Here is an 18,262-nt window from a genome sequence, read left to right on the forward strand (position 1 = left end):
AAGGTGTGCACCCCTGACCTGCATTTCTGTTTTGCTTCTATCGTTTTACGGGCTTATCCGGCGGACGTCGGCTGATCGTCCTCATAGGAATTTCACCTCCCCCCATACTGACGGGCCATCCCCATTGCCTGCGACGGTTTTATCACGCTCGGACTGTGGCTGGACGGAAGTATCATTATCCCTCCGTATGTTTCACCTTAAATGCAGCCGACATTTATTGTTGCACGGGTATTGATCGCTCGCACCTTACCTTTATTTAGTCCATGACGGCATGGATACCTTGGCTGTGATCCGGCTGATGCCGGACAGGTGGTCTTGGCGTACCTGCAAGCTGGCTTCCCTTTTTAGGGCATACGGGGAACGTACCGGAAAGACACCTATTCACTTATCAAAGACCGTGAGGGGAAAGCTGTCTTGTCCTCTCGCTCTATACATTGAAAAAAGTCTCGCAAAATACAGGGCAAAACAAGGCTTGCAGAGAAAATTTTCTGCAAGCCTTATGCTTTATTTTTCAAACCGCTTCAGGTCGAAGTTCTGTACCGCCAATATGAATTCCAGCGTCAAATGCTGGCGGCAATCCTCGTCCAGCTTGCCAAACAGGCAAGATTTTTGATAATCAGCGGTTCAAACTGCCGGATGAGGGTTTCCATCGCCCGCTCGTTACCATGCTGGGCTGCTTCGATTAAATCCAGTATTTCCGGCATGCCCTTTCCTCCTTTCCGTAAAAGTGGTTGGCTTTCACGGAAAGGGCGGGGCGCGGATTAGATAAAAAATGGCTGGTTCATATCTGAAACCGATTTTTCAGCTTTTTAAGAATCCGGTTTTTCCGCTCGGTGATGCTCTGCTGCGTTACGCCGAAAATGAGGGAAAGCTGATAGTCGGTTTTATTCTCATAATATTTTATGTAGAGCAGTTGCTTGTCCTTTGAATTGAGGGTGCTGATAACCGCAGAAAGGATTTCATTTTCGATGTATTCATCCAGCTTGTCCCCATTGAAAACAGGAATATTGATGTCTATGTCAGCTTCGGCGCATAAGTTGATTTCCTCCACTTCCTCCAAGGGGATGGTTCTGTTGAAATGCTTGTATTGGGCGCGGAAATATCCCCATGACGAGCGGGTTATTACGATTTTTATGTATGCGCAAAACGCTTTTTCTACAGCCTTATAGGTTTCAGCACTCCTTTTCATAGAACTTCCTCTCCTCTCGCCCTATACATTTAAATGAGAAGGATGAAATACAGGGTTTTGGAAAAATAATTTTTTAATGCTGTCTTTTCCCGATATTACGGCTTCCTTTTAACAACAAAAGCTGTTGTTTTTCCTTCACATCCAGCAAAAAGCGACAATGAAAAGGCGTAGGCTGCAAGGAAAACCTTGCAGCCTACGCCCATTTGACAAAAAATACAGACGACATAGCACTCCATATCATGCAATTATTCAGTTACCTGGCATAAAAGCTAATTATCGTAGTCCTGCAAGGACATAGAATTTTCCTCCATAAAATGATGTTTTATAAAGCCAAACAGCAAGGACGTTAGCACATTTGAAAAATGCGTCAAAGCCTGAGCCACTTGTCTAAGAGTTGCCTAGATAACATGATTGCATCAAGCATCTTTATGGCGATGCAATAGACTCTGCTCTGCCTAGATGGGTTATCAGGCAGGCTATAAATTTTTTACCTTTTCTTGATACAGTAGTTGTATATCAGTAAACGCCCTATGTTCAGCTTTCCTTTTGCTATAGTGCTGAATATTGGGCTGTTTTTCATGCTTGAATTTTTTGGCAGAAGTAATGTTTTATTTTTTATAATATAGTCAATTCCCGAATACAAGGTCATGCCTACAGCGAGCCAAAGCAAATAATCTCCGATAGGTAAATCGGTGAAAATTGAAAAAGGCCAATTGCGCAGCATAATAACCGACAGGGCCAACATTTGCAGTACTGTTTTGATTTTTCCCGATCTTTCTGCAACAATGATTATGCCTTCTCTAGCCGCAACAGATCTTAAGCTGGTAATTACAAATTCTCGCGCCAGAATTACTATGGCAAGCCATCCCGCAATACTGCCTAGTTGCACTAAACAAATCAAAGCTGATGTAATCAGAAGCTTATCAGCCAGAGGATCGATTATCTTGCCGAAATCCGTAATGAGGTTATATTTTCTTGCTAAATATCCATCCAGGGCATCTGTAATAGAAGCTGTGACAAAGAGGATTCCTGATATGTAATAGTACTCTTTTGTTAAAAAAATAATAAAAACTGGTATTAATATCACTCTTAATATTGTCAATTTGTTTGGTAAGTTCATACTATCTTCCCTCTTTGAGCGTATAGCTACTCGTTCGTTTAAGAATGCCTTATGTACAAAATGAAATAGAAAAAAGGCATTTCGACCGTAAATAGCATCAGACCTCTTCTGCCTGTATGCGGGATCGCGCTTTAACAGAAAGGCATAAAAACTACGTTCCAAGCAATCAATATCGCTGTGTTGTATATAATTGTTTATGTTTTTCCAAAGCACATCTATAAACGCAAGTTCTAATTTCTGCTATCAGAGCCTAACAGAATGCTTTTAAGCTTTTGCCATGCATCATCATAGTTGATGGATCGCAAGCTTGGGAACGCCTTAATAATTCTTATACTCTGAAACCGACTTAGACTAATTAAAGCTTTAATGCGTTCGTTATAAAATTCACTTTCTTCAAATTTGCTCATAAGAGACTCTTTAAGTTCTCCGGCCTGTTGTGCATACTGCTTCAAAAATTGATTTATTGCCAACTGCATCTTTTTCAGTCTGCTGTTCAGAACCAGAAGATGACGCACAGTTATATACAAATCAAGCATGAGAAAAATAAAAATAACGATTGATAAAACAATCTGCCACCAAGAAGGCAGTTGGCCAATTAAACCTCCCACAAACGGATGAATATACTTGATAAGCAGCACCGCGAGAACACCAAAAACTACGGCCCCTATAAGACAGACACGGCCTTGGATATTGAATCGGTAATTAGAATAATCCCACCATTTCGCATCAAACAGCTTTTCAAGCAAAACCGCGGTAATATATTCGACCGTACAGGTTATAAGCATGCCGGCAAAAAACAGAATAATAAGATTGTCTGTTCTCATATCCAAAATAAATATGGAAGCTAAAGCTCCAAAACCATATACCGGGCATAAGGGTCCATTCAAAAATCCACGATTTACAAGGCTTCGTTCACTTATTGAGCAAATTGCGGATTCATAGACCCATCCCAAAAAGCTATATGCAATAAACCATAAAAAGTATTTTGATAAAATAAACAATTGATTCATCCTCTTTTATTCAGGCTATTTTTCACTGCCAAAGAAGCACAAAGTCATCACATCAGGTCCGGTATGCGCTCCAATAATTGGTCCGATATAGCTGACAGCTATATTCTTTAGTGCAAATCTTTGCTCAACCATAGATACAAGGATACCTGCATCATCAATGCAGTCTCCATGGCCGATGAAGATCGTCTGTTTCTCCGGGCTAACACAGAATTTTTCCATATGGTCGGCAAGCTCTACTAGAGACTTACGGCGTCCTCGTACTTTCCCTCTCAGGATGAGATGACCATCTTTATCAACATGAAGAATTGGTTTCACTGAAAGCATAGTGCCGACGATAGCCGCTGAAGTACTTAACCTGCCGCCCCGTTTTAAGTAATTCAAGTCATTCACCGTAAACCAATGACACAGGTGATCACGATTTTGAACTACCCAATCCTTCAATTCGTCTATATCTAAACCCTCATACTTTTTTAACGCGGCGTGGTACACAAGCATACCCTGTCCTACGCTGGCGCAACGTGAGTCAACGCAGTATATTTTTCGTTCAGGATACCTTTCCATCAACTTTTTTGCGGCCATTGCTGAGGATTGATAAGTGCCGCTCAACCCTGAAGAAAGCGATATGTAGAGGATATCCAGACCGCTTTTTAATACAGGTTCAAAATAGTGCAGATACTCCAAATTGTTAACCTGCGATGTTTTGGCCATGATGCCGGAGCGAAGCATCTGATAGAATCTGGAATATCCAAGTTCTCTGCCGTCAGGATAATGACGATAGCTTTTACCGTCTATTTCAAAATACATAGGTAAAACAGAAACTCCATGGGTTTCAATCAACTCTGTCGGAAGGTCCGATGCGGCATCAGTGAAAATAATAAAATCATTTATCATAGTAAGCCCCCTGCACCACGGCAGCCGCTTTTATGGCAAGCGCACGCCAGAATGATTTTCCGAGACTTGAGAAAAGCGTCGGTTTCTTTCAACCGACGGCCTTTCGAGCCTTATCACCGCATTGCGCGCAACCGGCGCAGTTATGTGATTTACCCCATAGCCTTTCCGCAGTCACAGCCCATTTTTCAGCGGCATTTACACACTTACCGCTCAAGCTGCGCACGTCCTCCGGTTTGACGAAATCCGTCGAGGTCGCACCGGACGCCTCCACCATCGCCGCCAGTCTGCCCGGATTGTCCAGAAGAGGGCAGGGCCGCAGGTGGTTGTCGTTAAAGGGCTGGTTCTTGTGGTATTGTATGAACAGCGGAGACTGCAGCGCCTTAAGAAGCGTTTTTTCATGGATATTGGAGTCCGAATAATGGATGAACGCGCATGGCTCGATATCTCCGTTGGCGTTGATATGCAGATACCTGCGTCCGCCAGCGATGCAACCCTGCACATATTCTCCATCGTTCCAGAAATCCATGGTGAACAGCGGCTTTGTTTCGCGGAAGTGACGAATTTGGTGATACATATATTCACGTTGGTCGGCAGTTGCCATCAAGTCGGGCGCCGCATCCGCTCCCACCGGCATATAGGTGAAAAACCACGCAAATTTCACTCCTTTGTCAATCAAGAAATCAAAGAATTCTTCGCTGCCGATCACCTCGGTGTTATACCGCGTATAGCAGAGAGAAGCGCCGAAGATGAGTTTTTTCCGTTTGAGGATCTCCATAGCGCGGATAACCGCATGATAAGTGCCCTGGCCGCGGCGGAAATCCGTCGCGTCTTCAAAACCCTCAATGCTAATGGCAGGTATGAAATTTCTGACGCGCAGCATTTCGTCGGCAAACGTCTCATCAATCAGCGTGCCGTTCGTGAACGCAAGAAACTGGCAATCACCGTGCTTTTCACAAAGACGTATAATATCCGTTTTGCGGACAAGCGGCTCTCCGCCGGAATAGAGGAAGAAATATACCCCCAGTTCCTTACCCTGCTGAATGATGCTGTCCAGTGTTTCATAGCTCATGGACATCTTGTTTCCGTATTCAGCCGCCCAGCAGCCTGTGCATCTGAGGTTGCAGGCCGAGGTGGGGTCCATCAGGATGGCCCATGGTATGTTACAGCCATACTTTTCCCGGTTTTTCTCCTGTATGGACCATCCGATGAAGTTTTCATTCAATATGAAATTATTGAAAAACGCCCTCCGCACCCCGGGATCAACATCTGTCCACATACTGAGAATCAGCTTATACCAGTTGTTGTCCTTATCTTCGATGATCTTGCGGATCGCCTTGCGCTGACCTTCCATTGTATTGTTTATAGCAATACGATCCACCCAATCCATGAGTTTTGGAATATTCCTTTCGGGATTGGAATTTAAGTAGGCATATGCCAGCTTCATCCCTGTAGAACCGATAATTTTATTCATGATACCACACTCCTCCAATCAGATTTATCTATGGGAAAGTGTAGCATAGAGCATATTTTGAGTAATTAGACAAAAAAGCATGTGTAAAGAATCTTTACACATGCAGATGTCTGTCAATAGAGCACCTCCCCGCTTTGGGGTATATTAAATAATGTACTTGATTATGGAAGGGAGTTGTCGGTGTTGGAGTTGCAGCATAGGCTGATAAGGCGGACAATCAATATAGCGGTCAGCAAAGCTATGGAAGATATGAAAAGCAACACAAACCGCAGCATAAGGAATCTGATTGATTTGGGCCTGTTTTTTTCAACAAGTGAAAATCAGGAATGGTTTTTTAATGCCGCCAAAAAGGTCATTGCCAATCCAAAGAATCCTTATAATTCGCTGGTTAAAAGAATGATTTCTGATGTTAACAACGATACGATAAAAAAAGTCGGTCTGAATCTGGGATACAGCAGCCTGGTATATGGGGCCAACAAGCTGAAAAAAAAGCAGGATTATTTAGGGGTTCCTATTCCCTGGCTTCTGATTTTTGATATTGACGAATCCAGTTCAGATTTTTTTGATCAGATGGAGCATTTCATAGAGGAAGGGCGGGAGTTGGGCATTCACAGCTATATCGCTTGTCCGCACGAAAAGGATGATATACCAACCATATGTGAAATCGCCAAACGGTTTGATGAATGCCTGTTCATATTGAAAGTATCTCCCGGCTTAATTTCGGAGCAAACTGCCAAGTCTCTCGGCAAAATCCATAACACGATGATTTCTGTACAGATAATGGCTACGGATTTAAGCTGTGGAAGTGATAAAAACGCATTCCGGCTATTAAAACAGAACCACTGCTTATATGGCTTCCATGTAAATTATAACGAGGATACTATGAAGCAATTGACTACTCCGGAATATATCCACTCCGCGATCGGCCTCGGAAATCTGTTCGGTGTATATATCGCCGAAAACGGCGTTTCGGATGCGTGCAGGGACGCCGTATATACCTTTGCGTGCAATATAAGAGGAGAAAACGGCCAGCCTTTGATTACGCTGGAATGGTTCCGGGATATGCGGGTTATCAGTAAAAAATCCTCTCCGGCGACGGCTACCTGGCAATTAACCTGGCGGAAAGGGTTTATTGTGAATATATCAAAGCAAAAGATGAGCTTACAAAATCGCTTCTTGGAATACTTCAGAGCACACGGCCCTGTACAAGCTTCTGATCATGTTTTACGACGATAAAAGTATGACCATAGAAAAGAAAAAAAACTTTATTATTAATTTCATTTACTTTGCCTTGATTATCGCTATTGTATTTATTGTGATAAAATATGTACTTGGCTTATTGATGCCATTTATTATTGGTTTTATAGTGGCTTTGCTTTTGAAGCCGGTAATAAATTTTACATCAGAAAAATTGCATGTTCACAAAAAGGCTGTCGCGGTTGTCCTGATTCTGCTATTCTATGGTGCGGCGGGCTTTTTTGTATCCTGGATCGGTTTAAGGTTTCTTGCCGAGCTAAAAGATGGTATCATCAAGCTCCCAGAAATATATGCGATGGATATTGAGCCTGCAATTAATGAAATCTTTGATAATGCAGAAAGAATAACAGCCCAACTTGATCCTATGATGGTTCAGGCAATTCAAAATATGGCAGATTCTTTATCTCAATCTGTGGGATCGTTCATTTCCAGCATTTCCTCAAAGACGATTGGGTTCATAGCATCCTCGGCATCTTTTGTACCGGGGCTGTTCCTATCTATCATATTTGCGGTCATTTCATCCCTGTTTTTTGCTATGGATTACAATAAAATTACAGGGTATATTGCTAAGTTGTTTCCGTCTCAAAAACAAAACCTTTTAGCTGAGATAAAAGGTTTTGCCACCGGCATCGGCTTAAAGTATGTTAAAGCTTATGCGATTTTAATGGCCGTAACATTTATTGAGCTTGCAGTAGGGCTCTCTATCTTGAAGGTGGCCGGGGCGGTTACCATTGCCGCGCTGATTGCCGTCATCGACATACTGCCCGTGCTTGGCACGGGTGGCGTTGTCGTTCCATGGATCATTATTGAACTTATAAAAGGCAATATACCGCTTGCCATTGGGCTTGCGGTATTATACCTTATCATAATTATAGTCCGTAATATATTGGAACCCAAATTGGTAGGAAAACAAATAGGGCTGCATCCTCTTGTCATGTTAATATGCATATATATCGGATTAAAGGTCTTCGGATTAATCGGAATACTCGCTCTGCCTGTTGCCGTAGTCATAATAAAACATCTTTATGATAATGATTTTTTCAAGCAATAGCTGATAAAAACAGAATAAGTTTTGGATAATGTCTGGATTAAAAGGAAGAGAAGGGACGAATACAGATAGCATTCAATTTTGTGAGGCTATAATCATATGTATAACGAAATATTTGATATTGGTTTCATATCAATACACGGCTACGGGCTAATGATAGGGATCGGCATCTTATGCGCTTTGATAACAGCGGGTAAACGGGCAAAAAAAGAGGGCTTGATGCAGATTTCGTGTATAGTTTAGGAGTTGTAACCCTTATATTCGGATTTATTGGAGCAAAACTGCTTTATTGTGTAGTAGAAATAAACGCCTTTTTCAATGAACCTATGCGGATTGTATCCGGGAGCGGTTTCGTAGTATATGGAGGCATAATTGGCGGCATATTAGCGGCTATGATGTATTGTAGATCAAAAAGAGTTAATTTCTTTCAATACTTTGATTTAACAGTGCCATCCGTAGCACTGGCACAAGGGTTTGGTCGAATTGGTTGTTTTCTTGCCGGATGCTGCTATGGACGTGAAACAGATTCCGCCATTGGTATAGTTTTTCACAATTCATCTTTTGCACCTAATGGAGTTAAACTTATACCAACCCAGTTGTTTTCAAGCGCAGGAGACTTCTTGATCGCGATAGTATTGTTGTTTTATGCACAAAAAGACCGGAGAACAGGGAAGGTAGGGTCTTTATACCTTATTCTTTATAGTGTGGGAAGATTCATAATAGAATTCTTTAGAAACGATTACAGGGGCAGCGTCGGAATTCTGTCAACATCTCAGTTGATATCTGTAATAATTTTGGCAATTGGCATAGTGATGTTTTCTAGCAAAGAACTGCCTTGGGCTAACAAAGAGTGAATGTTCAGCGCATTTTTCAGCTTTACGGGTTTCAGGCTTATTGACTATTCTCCGAGCCTATTTCTCGTATATTTTTAACAGCCAAAGCAAACAGCGCCCTTATGGTTTGAAATACAAACTTCCTTGTCTCATCGTCAATATCTCTGATTGCGCCAAGCACGGCAACAGCCTTTTTGGGCCAATCACCGGTCAGATCATAAAATGTTGAGGCATTTGTTGCTTGGATAATCTGAAAAAGAGTATTGACAAACAACTCCCGTTTTTGGTCGTCAAAGGAGTTAACCCATTTGTTTAGCGTCCCGTTCATATAAAGCGCGCTTTTTTAACCGATTGAGCATATTGAAAATCACTGCCGTCAATTAGCCACGAAAAAGAATCATGCTGCATAAACCAGATGCGATTGCTTTTCACCACAGAATAATGTTCCTGATTCTGCAATAGCATTCCGATTATGGATGACTGAGGCAAGATTTTATTTATTCGGTCTTTTATAATTAAATACTCGTGGCATTGAAAAACTTCATCCCTGAATCCGGGTCCATCATGGCTAAAGACATGCGTGATCCTTTTTTGAACGGACTGGCGGCATTTTATCGAGGAATAGACCGCAATATTTCCTCCTTTTGAGTGTCCGCCAATTTTTAATTGGCATGAAATTCTATCGGCAACGGCATTCAGGTAGGCGACGCCTTCTTCCTGCGAGGGAATAGGCTGATGAATGCCATGTTAAAATCCTCTTTCCATCCAATAAAGGTTGAATCGGTTCCGCGATAAGCGATATAGGCTGAACAGTCGTCCAGTAAAAACGTAATGGCTGAGAACTGCTTCTCAGTCTTGTTGTCTATTTTATTGACATAAAAAACCATTTTCAAGTCACGGAACCTCGAACTGTTCGCCAGCGCAAAGAATAGACGCCGGTTGTTTTTGCTGTTCCATGTATCACGAAACAGCATATCCAGGTTTTCCTTACTTGCTATTTCTTTTATGCTCACCGGCATCGCGGTATCAGATAGACCGGGTACGAACTTATCAAAACGCAGATACGCCAATTGGGATAAAACCAGGCTGTCAACTGCGTTGAATTTTCTATTTTTAAAAGTATCATTTTCTTCTATTGTGTAATCAATAATGTTTTTCAAGCTACCTGCTCCAATTTCAGTTTGGAATGTTTTACACACATTGCTAAAAATCTGATTACTGACAAACAAAAAATAATGGGCTGCCATAATATTATTCCGGTTTGGTCGGATTTTCCGTGGATATCTCTTCGCTCTGGCTTTCCAGTTCACAAAGAATGCTTCCGTCAAATAAGCTGCGCATTTTCATTACATACTCTGCCGGATCATCTTTCATGCCATTGTCGGCCCACCGCACAATCAGACCGACAAAAGCGGTGGAAATAAATTCGACAATAAATCCCCATTTTTCTTCTTCAAATTCTGTGCTTTTGATGCTCTCTATTACAGATATCGAAATATCGCGGATGTAATCGTGCAGATATTCCTGAAAAGAATTTTGCCCGGTTGTGTTAAGAGCGTTGATATAAAACGTCTTATTTTGCCGCATATAATTACACAAATCCAACATCCCGTCCAGCCAATGCTCCACCTTGTTATAGGAGCTCATGAAACGGGCGGTCTCGGTATAATAAATCCAATTCATAAGATCATACTTATCCTTGAAATGATAATAAAATGCTTGCCTTGTTAGTCCGCAGTTATCCACAATATCGCTGACGCAAATCTTATTAAAAGCTTTCTTTGCCATTAGCCCTTTCAATGAATTGGCAAGGGCCAGTTTCGTTATATTCGAATCGGACATTATTGCCCCCTCCCTAATGCAATACAAAATCTTATTTAAGGCTCATATGTCTGGCATGATTTGCGCTATTTATTTTGGATTTCTTCTTTCTCCCGTCAGTATGCTTTTTCATCACAAATCTGTTTATAAACATTTGTTGCGCGATTTGATAGACATTTCCGGCAATCCAGTAAAGGCCCAGCCCGGCAGGCACGGTAAATGCAATAACACCACTCATAACTGTAGAGACTAAAGCCATATTATTTTGAATGGAGGTTTGCATCTGTGCTTCGTTTGTTTTCGGTGCGTCCTTCATAGAATATTTTACGGATATATAGGATGTGAGGGCCGACAGCAACGGAATCAACAGCAGAAGGTAGCTATGTATGCTTGTACCGCTGTTGATATAATTGCCGGTATTCCAGGCGGGCACTGCTCCAAGATTGATCCCTAAAAAATTCATATTGAGTAAATCTTCCGGTTTCAGCAAATGAGATACCGCCTGAAGCTGTTCTGAGTGGTCACTAAAATAAGCAATAATGCTCAGATCTTTCATATTCTCAATCTTTTCGGCACCCTGCGGTATCAGTTCATAGAGCCGCGCTATGATTTCAGGAGATTTCCCAGCCATGTATTTCAAAGGCTGGGAAATAACGTAATATAAAGAAAACAAAATCGGTATCTGTATCAGCAGGGGAAGGCAGCCTCCGGTCGGATTCACCTTATTTTCCTGATAGAGTTTCATCAGCTCCGTACTCTGCTTTTCCTTGTCGTCTTTATATTTCTTTTGAATTTCCTGCATCTGTGGCTGAAGCTCACCAATTTTTGAGGTCGATTGAACCTGTTTTATGGTCAGGGGAAGCATAAGTGATTTTATTCCTACCGTAAAAAGTATGATTGCGATCCCATAATTCTGGAACGCAATGTTATCATATATATATTTCAAGATGGCTCCCATCGGGATTGCTATAAAATCTAACATACTTTTTGATCCTTTCTAAGAAAGGTGCATTAACAGCACAATAGACTTTGCAACCTGCGCACATTTTTTCTTTCTCCAAAATTGAAAGTTTCCATAAATGCACAATATTTATCTATCGCGGCCACAATGTATGCTTCCTTATATTGAGGCGGTGTTACTGTCAAAGGCCACATGTGTTTTCGGATGATATCCTGTTCCAGTATGTTTAAATGGAAATATTTATTCGCATTCTGCAAGGCGACGTGAGGATGCGTCAAACCATGTAGCCCCTTGTACGGTTTTTCAAGATGCCAGTCGTACAGAAAAAAATCGTGTAGCAACCCTCCTCTGGCCGCCGAACGATAATCAAGCCCCATCCGCCTGCAAACAAGATAGCTGCTGTACGACACATAAAGGCTATGCTTTAAACAATTGATGTCGCTGTGTTGGATATAATTTCCCATCGACCGGACCATTTCATGGTTGATCAGCCCGCTTATACAGTCCAGGTATTCCGCATCAGCGAAGGAATCCGGTTCCAGTCTTAATTTTGAAATGATCCAGCCGATCATCTGTCATTGCTCCTTTTGCGCGTTATTTTTCAGTGCCTTGACCTGATCATGGAAATCACCAGTCCCAAAACAATAATCGCAGCCGATGCCAAACCGATTTTTAATACTGCGATATTAAAAAGATACATCTCGCTGCTTGTATTTGCATTAAGGCCGGAGCTTATCAGGACTCCGGCGATGATAATGCTTACGGCAAGCAAGATCACGCTGAAGGATATTCTGTTAAAAATTCGTTCCAATCGCCTTTGAAGCTTATCCATCTCTTTCATCTCAAATTGAACGGCAAAGTCTGTATCTGCCGCTTTATGCAGAAGGTTTTGCATTGCGGCCGGGAATTCGCTCAACAGATTCCAATAATCTAATAAGCTCTTTTTTATTCCGCTTCCCATTCTCTCGACTGAAAGCGACTGATAACGCAGCTTTTTAGCGATAGGTTCCGCAATAACAAGAGCGTTAAGATCCGGGGCCAGTTTTTCCAACAGTCCTTGAAGAGTTGTCAATGTTTTGGAAAGCAAAGCAAATTCACGGGGTGTTTTTACATGGTTCAAAAACGCAATATGAAAGATTTCCTGGAGCAGCTTATCAATTTTCATCTCGTTCATAGGCATCGTAAGGTACTTTTCGATCAACGCATCAACGTCTTTTTCAAAGCTTTTCGCATTGCTTCGAGCAGTTGCGGCCTCCATCGCAAAAATGGAGTTGACCACCATTCGACTGTCTTTGAAGGCAACCCCGATAAAAAAGTTTGAAATCGCTCTTTTCCGGGATTCGTTGAGGCAACCAACCATCCCCAAATCAAGAAATATGATGGTTCCGTCCGGCATGACCTGAATATTGCCCGGATGCGGGTCCGCATGAAAAAAACCATCTCTGAGTATTTGATTGCATATGGAGGCGGCAAGCCTTTCGGCGATCTTTCTCCGATTAATGCCCGCCAGATCCAAGGCAGCAGAATCGCTGATCTTGATGCCTTCAAAATACTCCATGGTGAGAACCCGCTTTGTCGTATATATCCACTTCACTTTCGGGACTGTTACGCCTTCGTCCCGGCTGAGATTAAGCCTGAAGGCATCCGCGTTTTCACCTTCTTTGGTAAAATCCAGTTCATTTTTAAGCGTGTTTTCAAAATCCGCCACCATACCGCTAAAATCATAAATCTCCCCGTATTTTGTGTGATGGTCGAGAAGATGCGCCATGTCTTTTAAAATGTTTAAGTCCAAATCTATGAGTCTTTCTATTTCCGGCCTTTGAACCTTTACGGCCACCTGCTTTCCTGAAATCAGTCTGGCGCGATGGACTTGGGATATGGATGCCGCGGCTACAGGTACCTCATCAAATTCTTTAAAGATATTTCCCAGCGTGTCATTAAATTCCGTTTCAATGAGCGTCTTTACCTCAGAAAAAGGAAACGGCTGCACCGAGTCTTGCAGCTTTTTAAGCTCTTCAATAATATCAGCCGGTAAAATATCCCGTCGTATGCTTAAAATTTGTCCCAGTTTAACAAACGTCGGCCCCAGTTCTTCCAAGGCCATCTTCAGCCTTTTTCCTGCCGAGCTCCAGCCGTGTCAGGCGCAGTTCCGGCGTCTAAAATTTTATTTTTGAACCTTAAAGAATAAGGGAGCCTAAGTCGCTTTACAAACAATCCAAAACCATGTTTTGTAAAAACAGCAATAATTTCTTTATATCTTCTGGCACGAATGCGCTTGTAATTCATCATATCAACTCTATCCCGCGATTCCGCAATATTTAAGCAGAGGGGAAAGGAAGCACTCCTATCGTTTCATCACATAGATTGATTTGCTCTCTTTCCCTGAGCCTGCTACTTTTCCGGCACTCTGAACATTTATCCCCTTTACTTGGTGCCCTCGCTTTTGAAAAATCCTTGTTCCCGGAGTACTTGCTGCATTTGTTCTCTAACAATTTCTCTGATTTCATCTTTTGTAACAAGGTCTTCTTTTCTCGCCACATTTACATGATCCAGCGCCTTGGTGACCTCACCCTGAATCAGCTTCTTCAGTTCTTCTCTCTGTTCTTCGCCTCTTTGCATAAGCTCGCTCGCAAACTGCCGGGCGTCTTTTTTGGCCACCTCGCCTCTGCCGACCAGTTCCTCAACCACTTCCTCCACTTTTTCCCGTGAATACAATAAAAACCCTAATCCTAAATTGATTGTCTTTTCAAATGCGTTTGACATAATATACACTCCCTCTTAATTTAATAGGCTTTCTGCCAAATTTAAGGATTCAAAGGCGCTGTCCCGGTCGGAACCGAGTATTATTTGAATAGATGTTCCGAGCAAAGCTCCAAGAACTAATTTAGCTACCGTTTGGGGAGAATATCCAAGATATCTTTTATTGATTTTCGTGTAGGTCAATAGGTTTCTTTCAATAATCTCCGTCAGCTCAGTAAATAAGCTGTCCAGTTGTTCTCTAAAAGACGGAATCCATAAAGCCTGTGCTATAAAATCAATAAAAAGTTTCAAAAGTTTTGGTTTATCCCTGATCAGTTCCTTAAAGAACCTCACAAGGGACGCGAGCTTTTCTTTCTCACCCGTGACAGATTCTAAATTTCCTTCTATTTCATGTAAATATTGGAGTGTCATCATATTGATAACTTCAATGAATAATTTTTCTTTATTCTTATAGTAGTATGTCAGTTGGCTTAACGCGACTCCGGCTTCCTCGGCAATATTTCGCATGGATACATTGGCATAGCCTCTTGTAGAAAGACATTCAAAGGCCGTTATAAGAATTTTCTCAGATGGGTTTGTTTTAACAGTCTTTTGTTGCATGTGGCACCTCCAAAATCTTGGTCGTACGTACGTCCTAATTTTATTAAATTATTTTAGCAATGTCAAGTAACCTGGCATTGATAATAACCGTACAGGGAGGAAACGTACCTCTTTGACATAACGCTGACGAAAATGATTGATAAAGTTTCTCTAAAAAAAGGCCGCTCGGCTATACCGTTTTTAGGTATTGTCGAGCGGTCTTTTTGGTATCGCACTATATTTAGAGTTCCGTCTTTAGCGGGTATTTTGAAATCTATTTCGCTTTTCTGCTATGGGTATTGCGCCTAATGCAACCGGTTCATAATTTGCTGGATCTTTGCAGTAGTCAGGCATGCTTCCTCTGTCTGCCATAGAAGAATAGTTTCCACCACCCACAATAATGTGATCCAAAACTTTGATCTCTAAAGGATGGAAAATATCCACAATTCTATGGGTCAACGCTTTATCTTCCGGGGAAAAATTCTGGGAGCCTCCGGGATGGTTGTGGGCCAGAATGACCGCATTGCAATCACAGGCCAAGGCGTACTTTAATATTTCTCTTGGATAAACGGCTGTCTGACCAACAGTTCCTTCTGACATGGTTTTTATTTCGATTACGTTATTGCTCCTATCTAAAAAAGCGACCATAAATCGTTCTCTATCCTTCATTCCGCTTAAGAGGGCGTAAAAATATTGGCCTGCCGCAGTTGATGAATTGAAGGTAATTTTTTCATTGTTCTCATAGATTTTTAAAAGGTTGTAGGAGGCAATGAACTCGTTGAGCAGTCCGATCTTTTCGAGTTGCTTTTCATTTGGGTCCATAATGCGGGGATGCTCTAAGATATTAAAGGGGTTATTTTGTTTTACATACTGCTGAACCTTTTGTAGGGCAGACCTGTTAAAGTTGTCAGCCCTTGTAGAAATTTCTCGGTATGCCGTGTGTCTGACCTCATATTATATCCGCCCCCTTTTGTTGTCCAATATTTCAATCAGGGCTTGTATACTTTGCAGCTTCCCGGAAGTCTCAGGGGCTAAGTCCGCCGATTCAAGATGCTGAAAAAAGTTTTTGATTCCCGTGCGTTGAAAGCATTTCAGAATTCTTTCTTTGGTATCCCAGTCCAAGCCAAGCAATTCAGCCAGTGCATCCGCGCACTTTTTATATTCCAACTCCCTTAATGCTTCTAAATTCATTCTTTCTTCCACCTTTCATATAATTTAGCACTAATAAAAAGCACGATGGCATGACAACCAATCAATCGGCTATCGCACCGTTATCTTTTAGATGGTCGTCAGCAACTTTTTAATCAGCCAATACTTACCATGCTGCCGTATAATTAGAGAAGTACAGCAGGGGGTCAACCCTTGTGCCGCCGACATAAACCTCAAAATGCAGATGCGGACCCGTGGACATTCCCGTGCTGCCCACGAAGCCGATGGTCTGGCCCTGCTTCACCGTTTGCCCGACACCGACGCTCATTTGGCTCATGTGGGCGTAAAGGGTCATGTTGCCGTTACCGTGGTCGATGATGATATAGTTTCCATAGCCGCCCGCATCGTAAGCTGCGGTTGCGACCGCGCCGTCCGCGGCGGCCAGTACCGCCGTTCCGTATCCCGCCCCGATGTCAATGCCGCTGTGGGTTTTGTAGACGCCCAGGATGGGGTGCAGCCTGGTGCCAAAAAATGAAGTTACATAGTCACTAGCGGCGCTGGGCCAGATATAAAGGCCCTCCGCAATAACCTCCGTTCCGTCCCCTAGGTGTCTCAAACCCGTGATCAGGGCAATAAAATACTGGTCGTATTCGCCGCTCAGAAGCTCATCCAGCACTTCCCTCTGGTCGTCGTTAAAGCGATAGATTTCCGCCTGCTCCTCTGCAGTTCGCTGGGTGATGACGATATGCAGAACGCGTTCGTACCATGTTCCCCCGTCGCTGTCGGTATGCTTCACGGTTTCTATCCAGTGGTCAATTTCCGTCATATCCCAAAATACTTCCCGGATAAGGTCAACACGGGTCTGGTCAATGGTGAAAACATCCATGCCGTCGTCGGTCAGTGCGGTTTTGACGGCAAACACGGCTAGAATGTCTATCCAGATATTGCCCCGGCTGCCTCCGGTGCCGACGTACTGAACATCCAGCGTGTCCCAGGTGTTGTCGTTCTTGATGTCCTCTATCCGTTGGTTGTATTCCTCATTCACTTCCTGTATCACCACGGAGACGGGCGTTATCCCCGCATTTTTGTTCTCGTCGGAAAAGAGAAGGCCAAAGGGAGACGATAACAAGGCGGCCACGGCGATAATAATCAGGAACAGGGCAAGGACGGCCCCGCTTGAGCCCACAAGAGCGATTAGTCCTTTGGTCAGCACGGCGGCGGCTTTGACGGTCAGTTTCATCATATGAATAGTAAATTTGGCTGTGGCCCTTGCCGTCTGCGCCGCTTTAGCGGTGGCCCGCGCGGTTTTGGGGGCGGCTTTAGCCGTCGTCTGAGAGGTTTTTGCACCGGTCTTTGCGGTTTGCCCGGCGGTCTTGACCGATTTCCGCGCCGTTTTAATGGTGCTCTTGACAGTTTCCTTTACCGCTTTGCTGCCGGACCGGGCGGATTGCCTGACGGTGCGGCCAATGCCGCCGATGCCGGTTTGGGCAGTATGCCGTGTCATATTTCCGTCTGATTTGAACACGGGACTTGGGATGGCCTGTGCGGTTTTGGCTTCCGCCGCCTGAATTTCTTTGTTTTGGGTAAACCGCGCCTTTGCCCGGCTCTGAACAAACCGGCGTTTAGCCAATTCGTTGGGCTTGGCCAGGGTATATTTTCGTTTACCTCTTTCCGTCACTTTGAATGGGACGCTTTTCGCCGGGCTGATGGCTTGGCCTGCGCGGGAGATTTGGACTGTGCAGGTGCTTTTCCGGCCTTGAGCGAGGCAGTTTGCTTTCCTTGAGGGGAAACGGCGCTCCGGCGCGCTTGGGGACGTCCGGTTTCGGAAGGGGAGGGCTGCTCCGCCGCATATCCGTCGGCAGCATCGGTGTGATAGCTGTCCGAAGGGGAATTGCGGCGTTCCTTGATTTTTTGAACCGCCTTTTGGCCTTTCCGCCCCATCGTGTGAACAGCTTCATTACCGACCGTTTCCACATTTTCCTTTACCTTATCCTCGGCATACGCCACATAGCTGTCGTGTTCCGGCCGCTGCGTCCGCTCGGCCTGATCCTTGGTACGAATGAAGGCGTTTTTCGCCCTGCGGGTCACATCGAGGCTTTTGTCCAGAGCCTTAATGTCCTTGACGGTGGCTTTGGTTTTGATGTCTTTCAACGCGCCCAACCTCCTTCCAGGA

The 18,262-nt window shown here is 43.4% G+C and carries 20 protein-coding genes and 2 pseudogenes; 3 read left to right on the plus strand and 19 right to left on the minus strand.

Features of this window, described 5'->3' with window-relative positions; all coding sequences use genetic code 11:
• Nucleotides 1–560 precede the first annotated feature (560 nt).
• The 6 genes from P378_RS07910 to P378_RS07935 form a co-directional block, all read right to left on the minus strand.
• Nucleotides 561–704 (minus strand): helix-turn-helix domain-containing protein, encoded by a 144-nt coding sequence (locus P378_RS07910; protein WP_207654008.1) that lies wholly within the window; start codon nucleotides 702–704, stop codon nucleotides 561–563.
• A 77-nt stretch (nucleotides 705–781) separates the two neighbouring features.
• Nucleotides 782–1,189: a sigma-70 RNA polymerase sigma factor region 4 domain-containing protein gene (locus tag P378_RS07915; protein ID WP_099082860.1), complete on the minus strand. Its 408-nt coding sequence runs from the start codon at nucleotides 1,187–1,189 to the stop codon at nucleotides 782–784.
• 487 nt (nucleotides 1,190–1,676) lie between these two features.
• Nucleotides 1,677–2,309: a CDP-diacylglycerol--glycerol-3-phosphate 3-phosphatidyltransferase gene (gene pgsA / locus P378_RS07920; protein WP_420795982.1), complete on the minus strand. Its 633-nt coding sequence runs from the start codon at nucleotides 2,307–2,309 to the stop codon at nucleotides 1,677–1,679.
• A gap of 230 nt (nucleotides 2,310–2,539) precedes the next feature.
• Complete coding sequence (locus P378_RS07925; RefSeq protein WP_099082861.1) at nucleotides 2,540–3,310, minus strand: putative ABC transporter permease; 771 nt, start codon at nucleotides 3,308–3,310, stop codon at nucleotides 2,540–2,542.
• Nucleotides 3,311–3,334: 24 nt separating this feature from the next.
• The gene (locus P378_RS07930; protein WP_099082862.1) at nucleotides 3,335–4,210 is read right to left on the minus strand and encodes a DegV family protein; all 876 of its coding nucleotides are present in this window, start codon (nucleotides 4,208–4,210) and stop codon (nucleotides 3,335–3,337) included.
• 88 nt (nucleotides 4,211–4,298) lie between these two features.
• Nucleotides 4,299–5,681, minus strand: a complete 1,383-nt coding sequence (locus P378_RS07935) for a radical SAM protein (protein WP_099082863.1) — start codon at nucleotides 5,679–5,681, stop codon at nucleotides 4,299–4,301.
• A 180-nt stretch (nucleotides 5,682–5,861) separates the two neighbouring features.
• Between P378_RS07935 and P378_RS07940 the strand changes: the two genes are divergently transcribed.
• From P378_RS07940 to P378_RS07950, 3 genes and pseudogenes are all read left to right on the plus strand, one after another.
• Nucleotides 5,862–6,917, plus strand: coding sequence for a hypothetical protein (locus P378_RS07940; RefSeq protein WP_143338434.1), 1,056 nt, complete (start codon nucleotides 5,862–5,864; stop codon nucleotides 6,915–6,917).
• Nucleotides 6,918–6,921: 4 nt separating this feature from the next.
• On the plus strand, nucleotides 6,922–7,989 hold the full coding sequence (ytvI, locus tag P378_RS07945; RefSeq protein WP_099082911.1) for a sporulation integral membrane protein YtvI: 1,068 nt from the start codon (nucleotides 6,922–6,924) through the stop codon (nucleotides 7,987–7,989).
• Nucleotides 7,990–8,139: 150 nt separating this feature from the next.
• Nucleotides 8,140–8,840, plus strand: a pseudogene (locus P378_RS07950) (prolipoprotein diacylglyceryl transferase).
• A gap of 37 nt (nucleotides 8,841–8,877) precedes the next feature.
• Here the strand turns inward: P378_RS07950 and P378_RS21355 are convergent.
• The 13 genes and pseudogenes from P378_RS21355 to P378_RS08005 all read right to left on the minus strand — a co-directional run bounded on the left by P378_RS21355 (nucleotide 8,878) and on the right by P378_RS08005 (nucleotide 18,240).
• Nucleotides 8,878–9,147: a DUF2974 domain-containing protein gene (locus P378_RS21355; RefSeq protein WP_238473017.1), complete on the minus strand. Its 270-nt coding sequence runs from the start codon at nucleotides 9,145–9,147 to the stop codon at nucleotides 8,878–8,880.
• A pseudogene (locus tag P378_RS24065) lies at nucleotides 9,144–10,066 on the minus strand (Mbeg1-like protein). The gene P378_RS21355 and the pseudogene P378_RS24065 overlap by 4 nt, the downstream one beginning before the upstream one ends.
• Before the next feature lie 4 nt (nucleotides 10,067–10,070).
• Nucleotides 10,071–10,661, minus strand: coding sequence for a dihydroxyacetone kinase transcriptional activator DhaS (gene dhaS / locus P378_RS07960; protein ID WP_099082865.1), 591 nt, complete (start codon nucleotides 10,659–10,661; stop codon nucleotides 10,071–10,073).
• Between the two features lie 31 nt (nucleotides 10,662–10,692).
• Entirely contained in the window at nucleotides 10,693–11,622 is a 930-nt protein-coding gene (locus P378_RS07965; RefSeq protein ID WP_099082866.1) for a YidC/Oxa1 family membrane protein insertase, read from the minus strand.
• 29 nt (nucleotides 11,623–11,651) lie between these two features.
• A complete protein-coding gene (locus P378_RS07970; protein ID WP_099082867.1) occupies nucleotides 11,652–12,173 on the minus strand; it encodes an HD domain-containing protein in 522 nt (173 codons plus the stop codon).
• A 29-nt stretch (nucleotides 12,174–12,202) separates the two neighbouring features.
• Nucleotides 12,203–13,705 (minus strand): ABC1 kinase family protein, encoded by a 1,503-nt coding sequence (locus tag P378_RS07975; RefSeq protein ID WP_238473019.1) that lies wholly within the window; start codon nucleotides 13,703–13,705, stop codon nucleotides 12,203–12,205.
• A 2-nt stretch (nucleotides 13,706–13,707) separates the two neighbouring features.
• The gene (locus tag P378_RS21370; protein WP_238473020.1) at nucleotides 13,708–13,890 is read right to left on the minus strand and encodes a hypothetical protein; all 183 of its coding nucleotides are present in this window, start codon (nucleotides 13,888–13,890) and stop codon (nucleotides 13,708–13,710) included.
• 135 nt (nucleotides 13,891–14,025) lie between these two features.
• Nucleotides 14,026–14,364 (minus strand): phasin-related domain-containing protein, encoded by a 339-nt coding sequence (locus tag P378_RS07980; protein WP_099082868.1) that lies wholly within the window; start codon nucleotides 14,362–14,364, stop codon nucleotides 14,026–14,028.
• A 15-nt stretch (nucleotides 14,365–14,379) separates the two neighbouring features.
• Entirely contained in the window at nucleotides 14,380–14,961 is a 582-nt protein-coding gene (locus P378_RS07985; protein WP_099082869.1) for a TetR/AcrR family transcriptional regulator, read from the minus strand.
• A gap of 234 nt (nucleotides 14,962–15,195) precedes the next feature.
• Entirely contained in the window at nucleotides 15,196–15,762 is a 567-nt protein-coding gene (locus tag P378_RS07990; RefSeq protein ID WP_238473021.1) for a JAB domain-containing protein, read from the minus strand.
• 132 nt (nucleotides 15,763–15,894) lie between these two features.
• Nucleotides 15,895–16,131, minus strand: coding sequence for a hypothetical protein (locus tag P378_RS07995; protein ID WP_099082870.1), 237 nt, complete (start codon nucleotides 16,129–16,131; stop codon nucleotides 15,895–15,897).
• 124 nt (nucleotides 16,132–16,255) lie between these two features.
• Nucleotides 16,256–17,767 (minus strand): M23 family metallopeptidase, encoded by a 1,512-nt coding sequence (locus P378_RS08000; RefSeq protein WP_207654009.1) that lies wholly within the window; start codon nucleotides 17,765–17,767, stop codon nucleotides 16,256–16,258.
• Entirely contained in the window at nucleotides 17,764–18,240 is a 477-nt protein-coding gene (locus P378_RS08005; RefSeq protein WP_099082871.1) for a hypothetical protein, read from the minus strand. The genes P378_RS08000 and P378_RS08005 overlap by 4 nt, the downstream gene beginning before the upstream one ends.
• Nucleotides 18,241–18,262 lie beyond the last annotated feature (22 nt).

The organism is Desulforamulus profundi (assembly GCF_002607855.1).

Bases quoted from the DNA above. Each gene is read 5' to 3' on its own strand.
- P378_RS07910 (WP_207654008.1), bottom strand. From the start codon at position 704: ATGCCGGAAATACTGGATTTAATCGAAGCAGCCCAGCATGGTAACGAG.
- P378_RS07915 (WP_099082860.1), bottom strand. From the start codon at position 1,189: ATGAAAAGGAGTGCTGAAACCTATAAGGCTGTAGAAAAAGCGTTTTGC.
- pgsA (WP_420795982.1), bottom strand. From the start codon at position 2,309: ATGAACTTACCAAACAAATTGACAATATTAAGAGTGATATTAATACCA.
- P378_RS07930 (WP_099082862.1), bottom strand. From the start codon at position 4,210: ATGATAAATGATTTTATTATTTTCACTGATGCCGCATCGGACCTTCCG.
- P378_RS07935 (WP_099082863.1), bottom strand. From the start codon at position 5,681: ATGAATAAAATTATCGGTTCTACAGGGATGAAGCTGGCATATGCCTAC.
- ytvI (WP_099082911.1), top strand. From the start codon at position 6,922: ATGACCATAGAAAAGAAAAAAAACTTTATTATTAATTTCATTTACTTT.
- P378_RS21355 (WP_238473017.1), bottom strand. From the start codon at position 9,147: ATGAACGGGACGCTAAACAAATGGGTTAACTCCTTTGACGACCAAAAA.
- dhaS (WP_099082865.1), bottom strand. From the start codon at position 10,661: ATGTCCGATTCGAATATAACGAAACTGGCCCTTGCCAATTCATTGAAA.
- P378_RS07965 (WP_099082866.1), bottom strand. From the start codon at position 11,622: ATGTTAGATTTTATAGCAATCCCGATGGGAGCCATCTTGAAATATATA.
- P378_RS07970 (WP_099082867.1), bottom strand. From the start codon at position 12,173: ATGATCGGCTGGATCATTTCAAAATTAAGACTGGAACCGGATTCCTTC.
- P378_RS07975 (WP_238473019.1), bottom strand. From the start codon at position 13,705: ATGGCCTTGGAAGAACTGGGGCCGACGTTTGTTAAACTGGGACAAATT.
- P378_RS21370 (WP_238473020.1), bottom strand. From the start codon at position 13,890: ATGATGAATTACAAGCGCATTCGTGCCAGAAGATATAAAGAAATTATT.
- P378_RS07980 (WP_099082868.1), bottom strand. From the start codon at position 14,364: ATGTCAAACGCATTTGAAAAGACAATCAATTTAGGATTAGGGTTTTTA.
- P378_RS07985 (WP_099082869.1), bottom strand. From the start codon at position 14,961: ATGCAACAAAAGACTGTTAAAACAAACCCATCTGAGAAAATTCTTATA.
- P378_RS07990 (WP_238473021.1), bottom strand. From the start codon at position 15,762: ATGGACCCAAATGAAAAGCAACTCGAAAAGATCGGACTGCTCAACGAG.
- P378_RS07995 (WP_099082870.1), bottom strand. From the start codon at position 16,131: ATGAATTTAGAAGCATTAAGGGAGTTGGAATATAAAAAGTGCGCGGAT.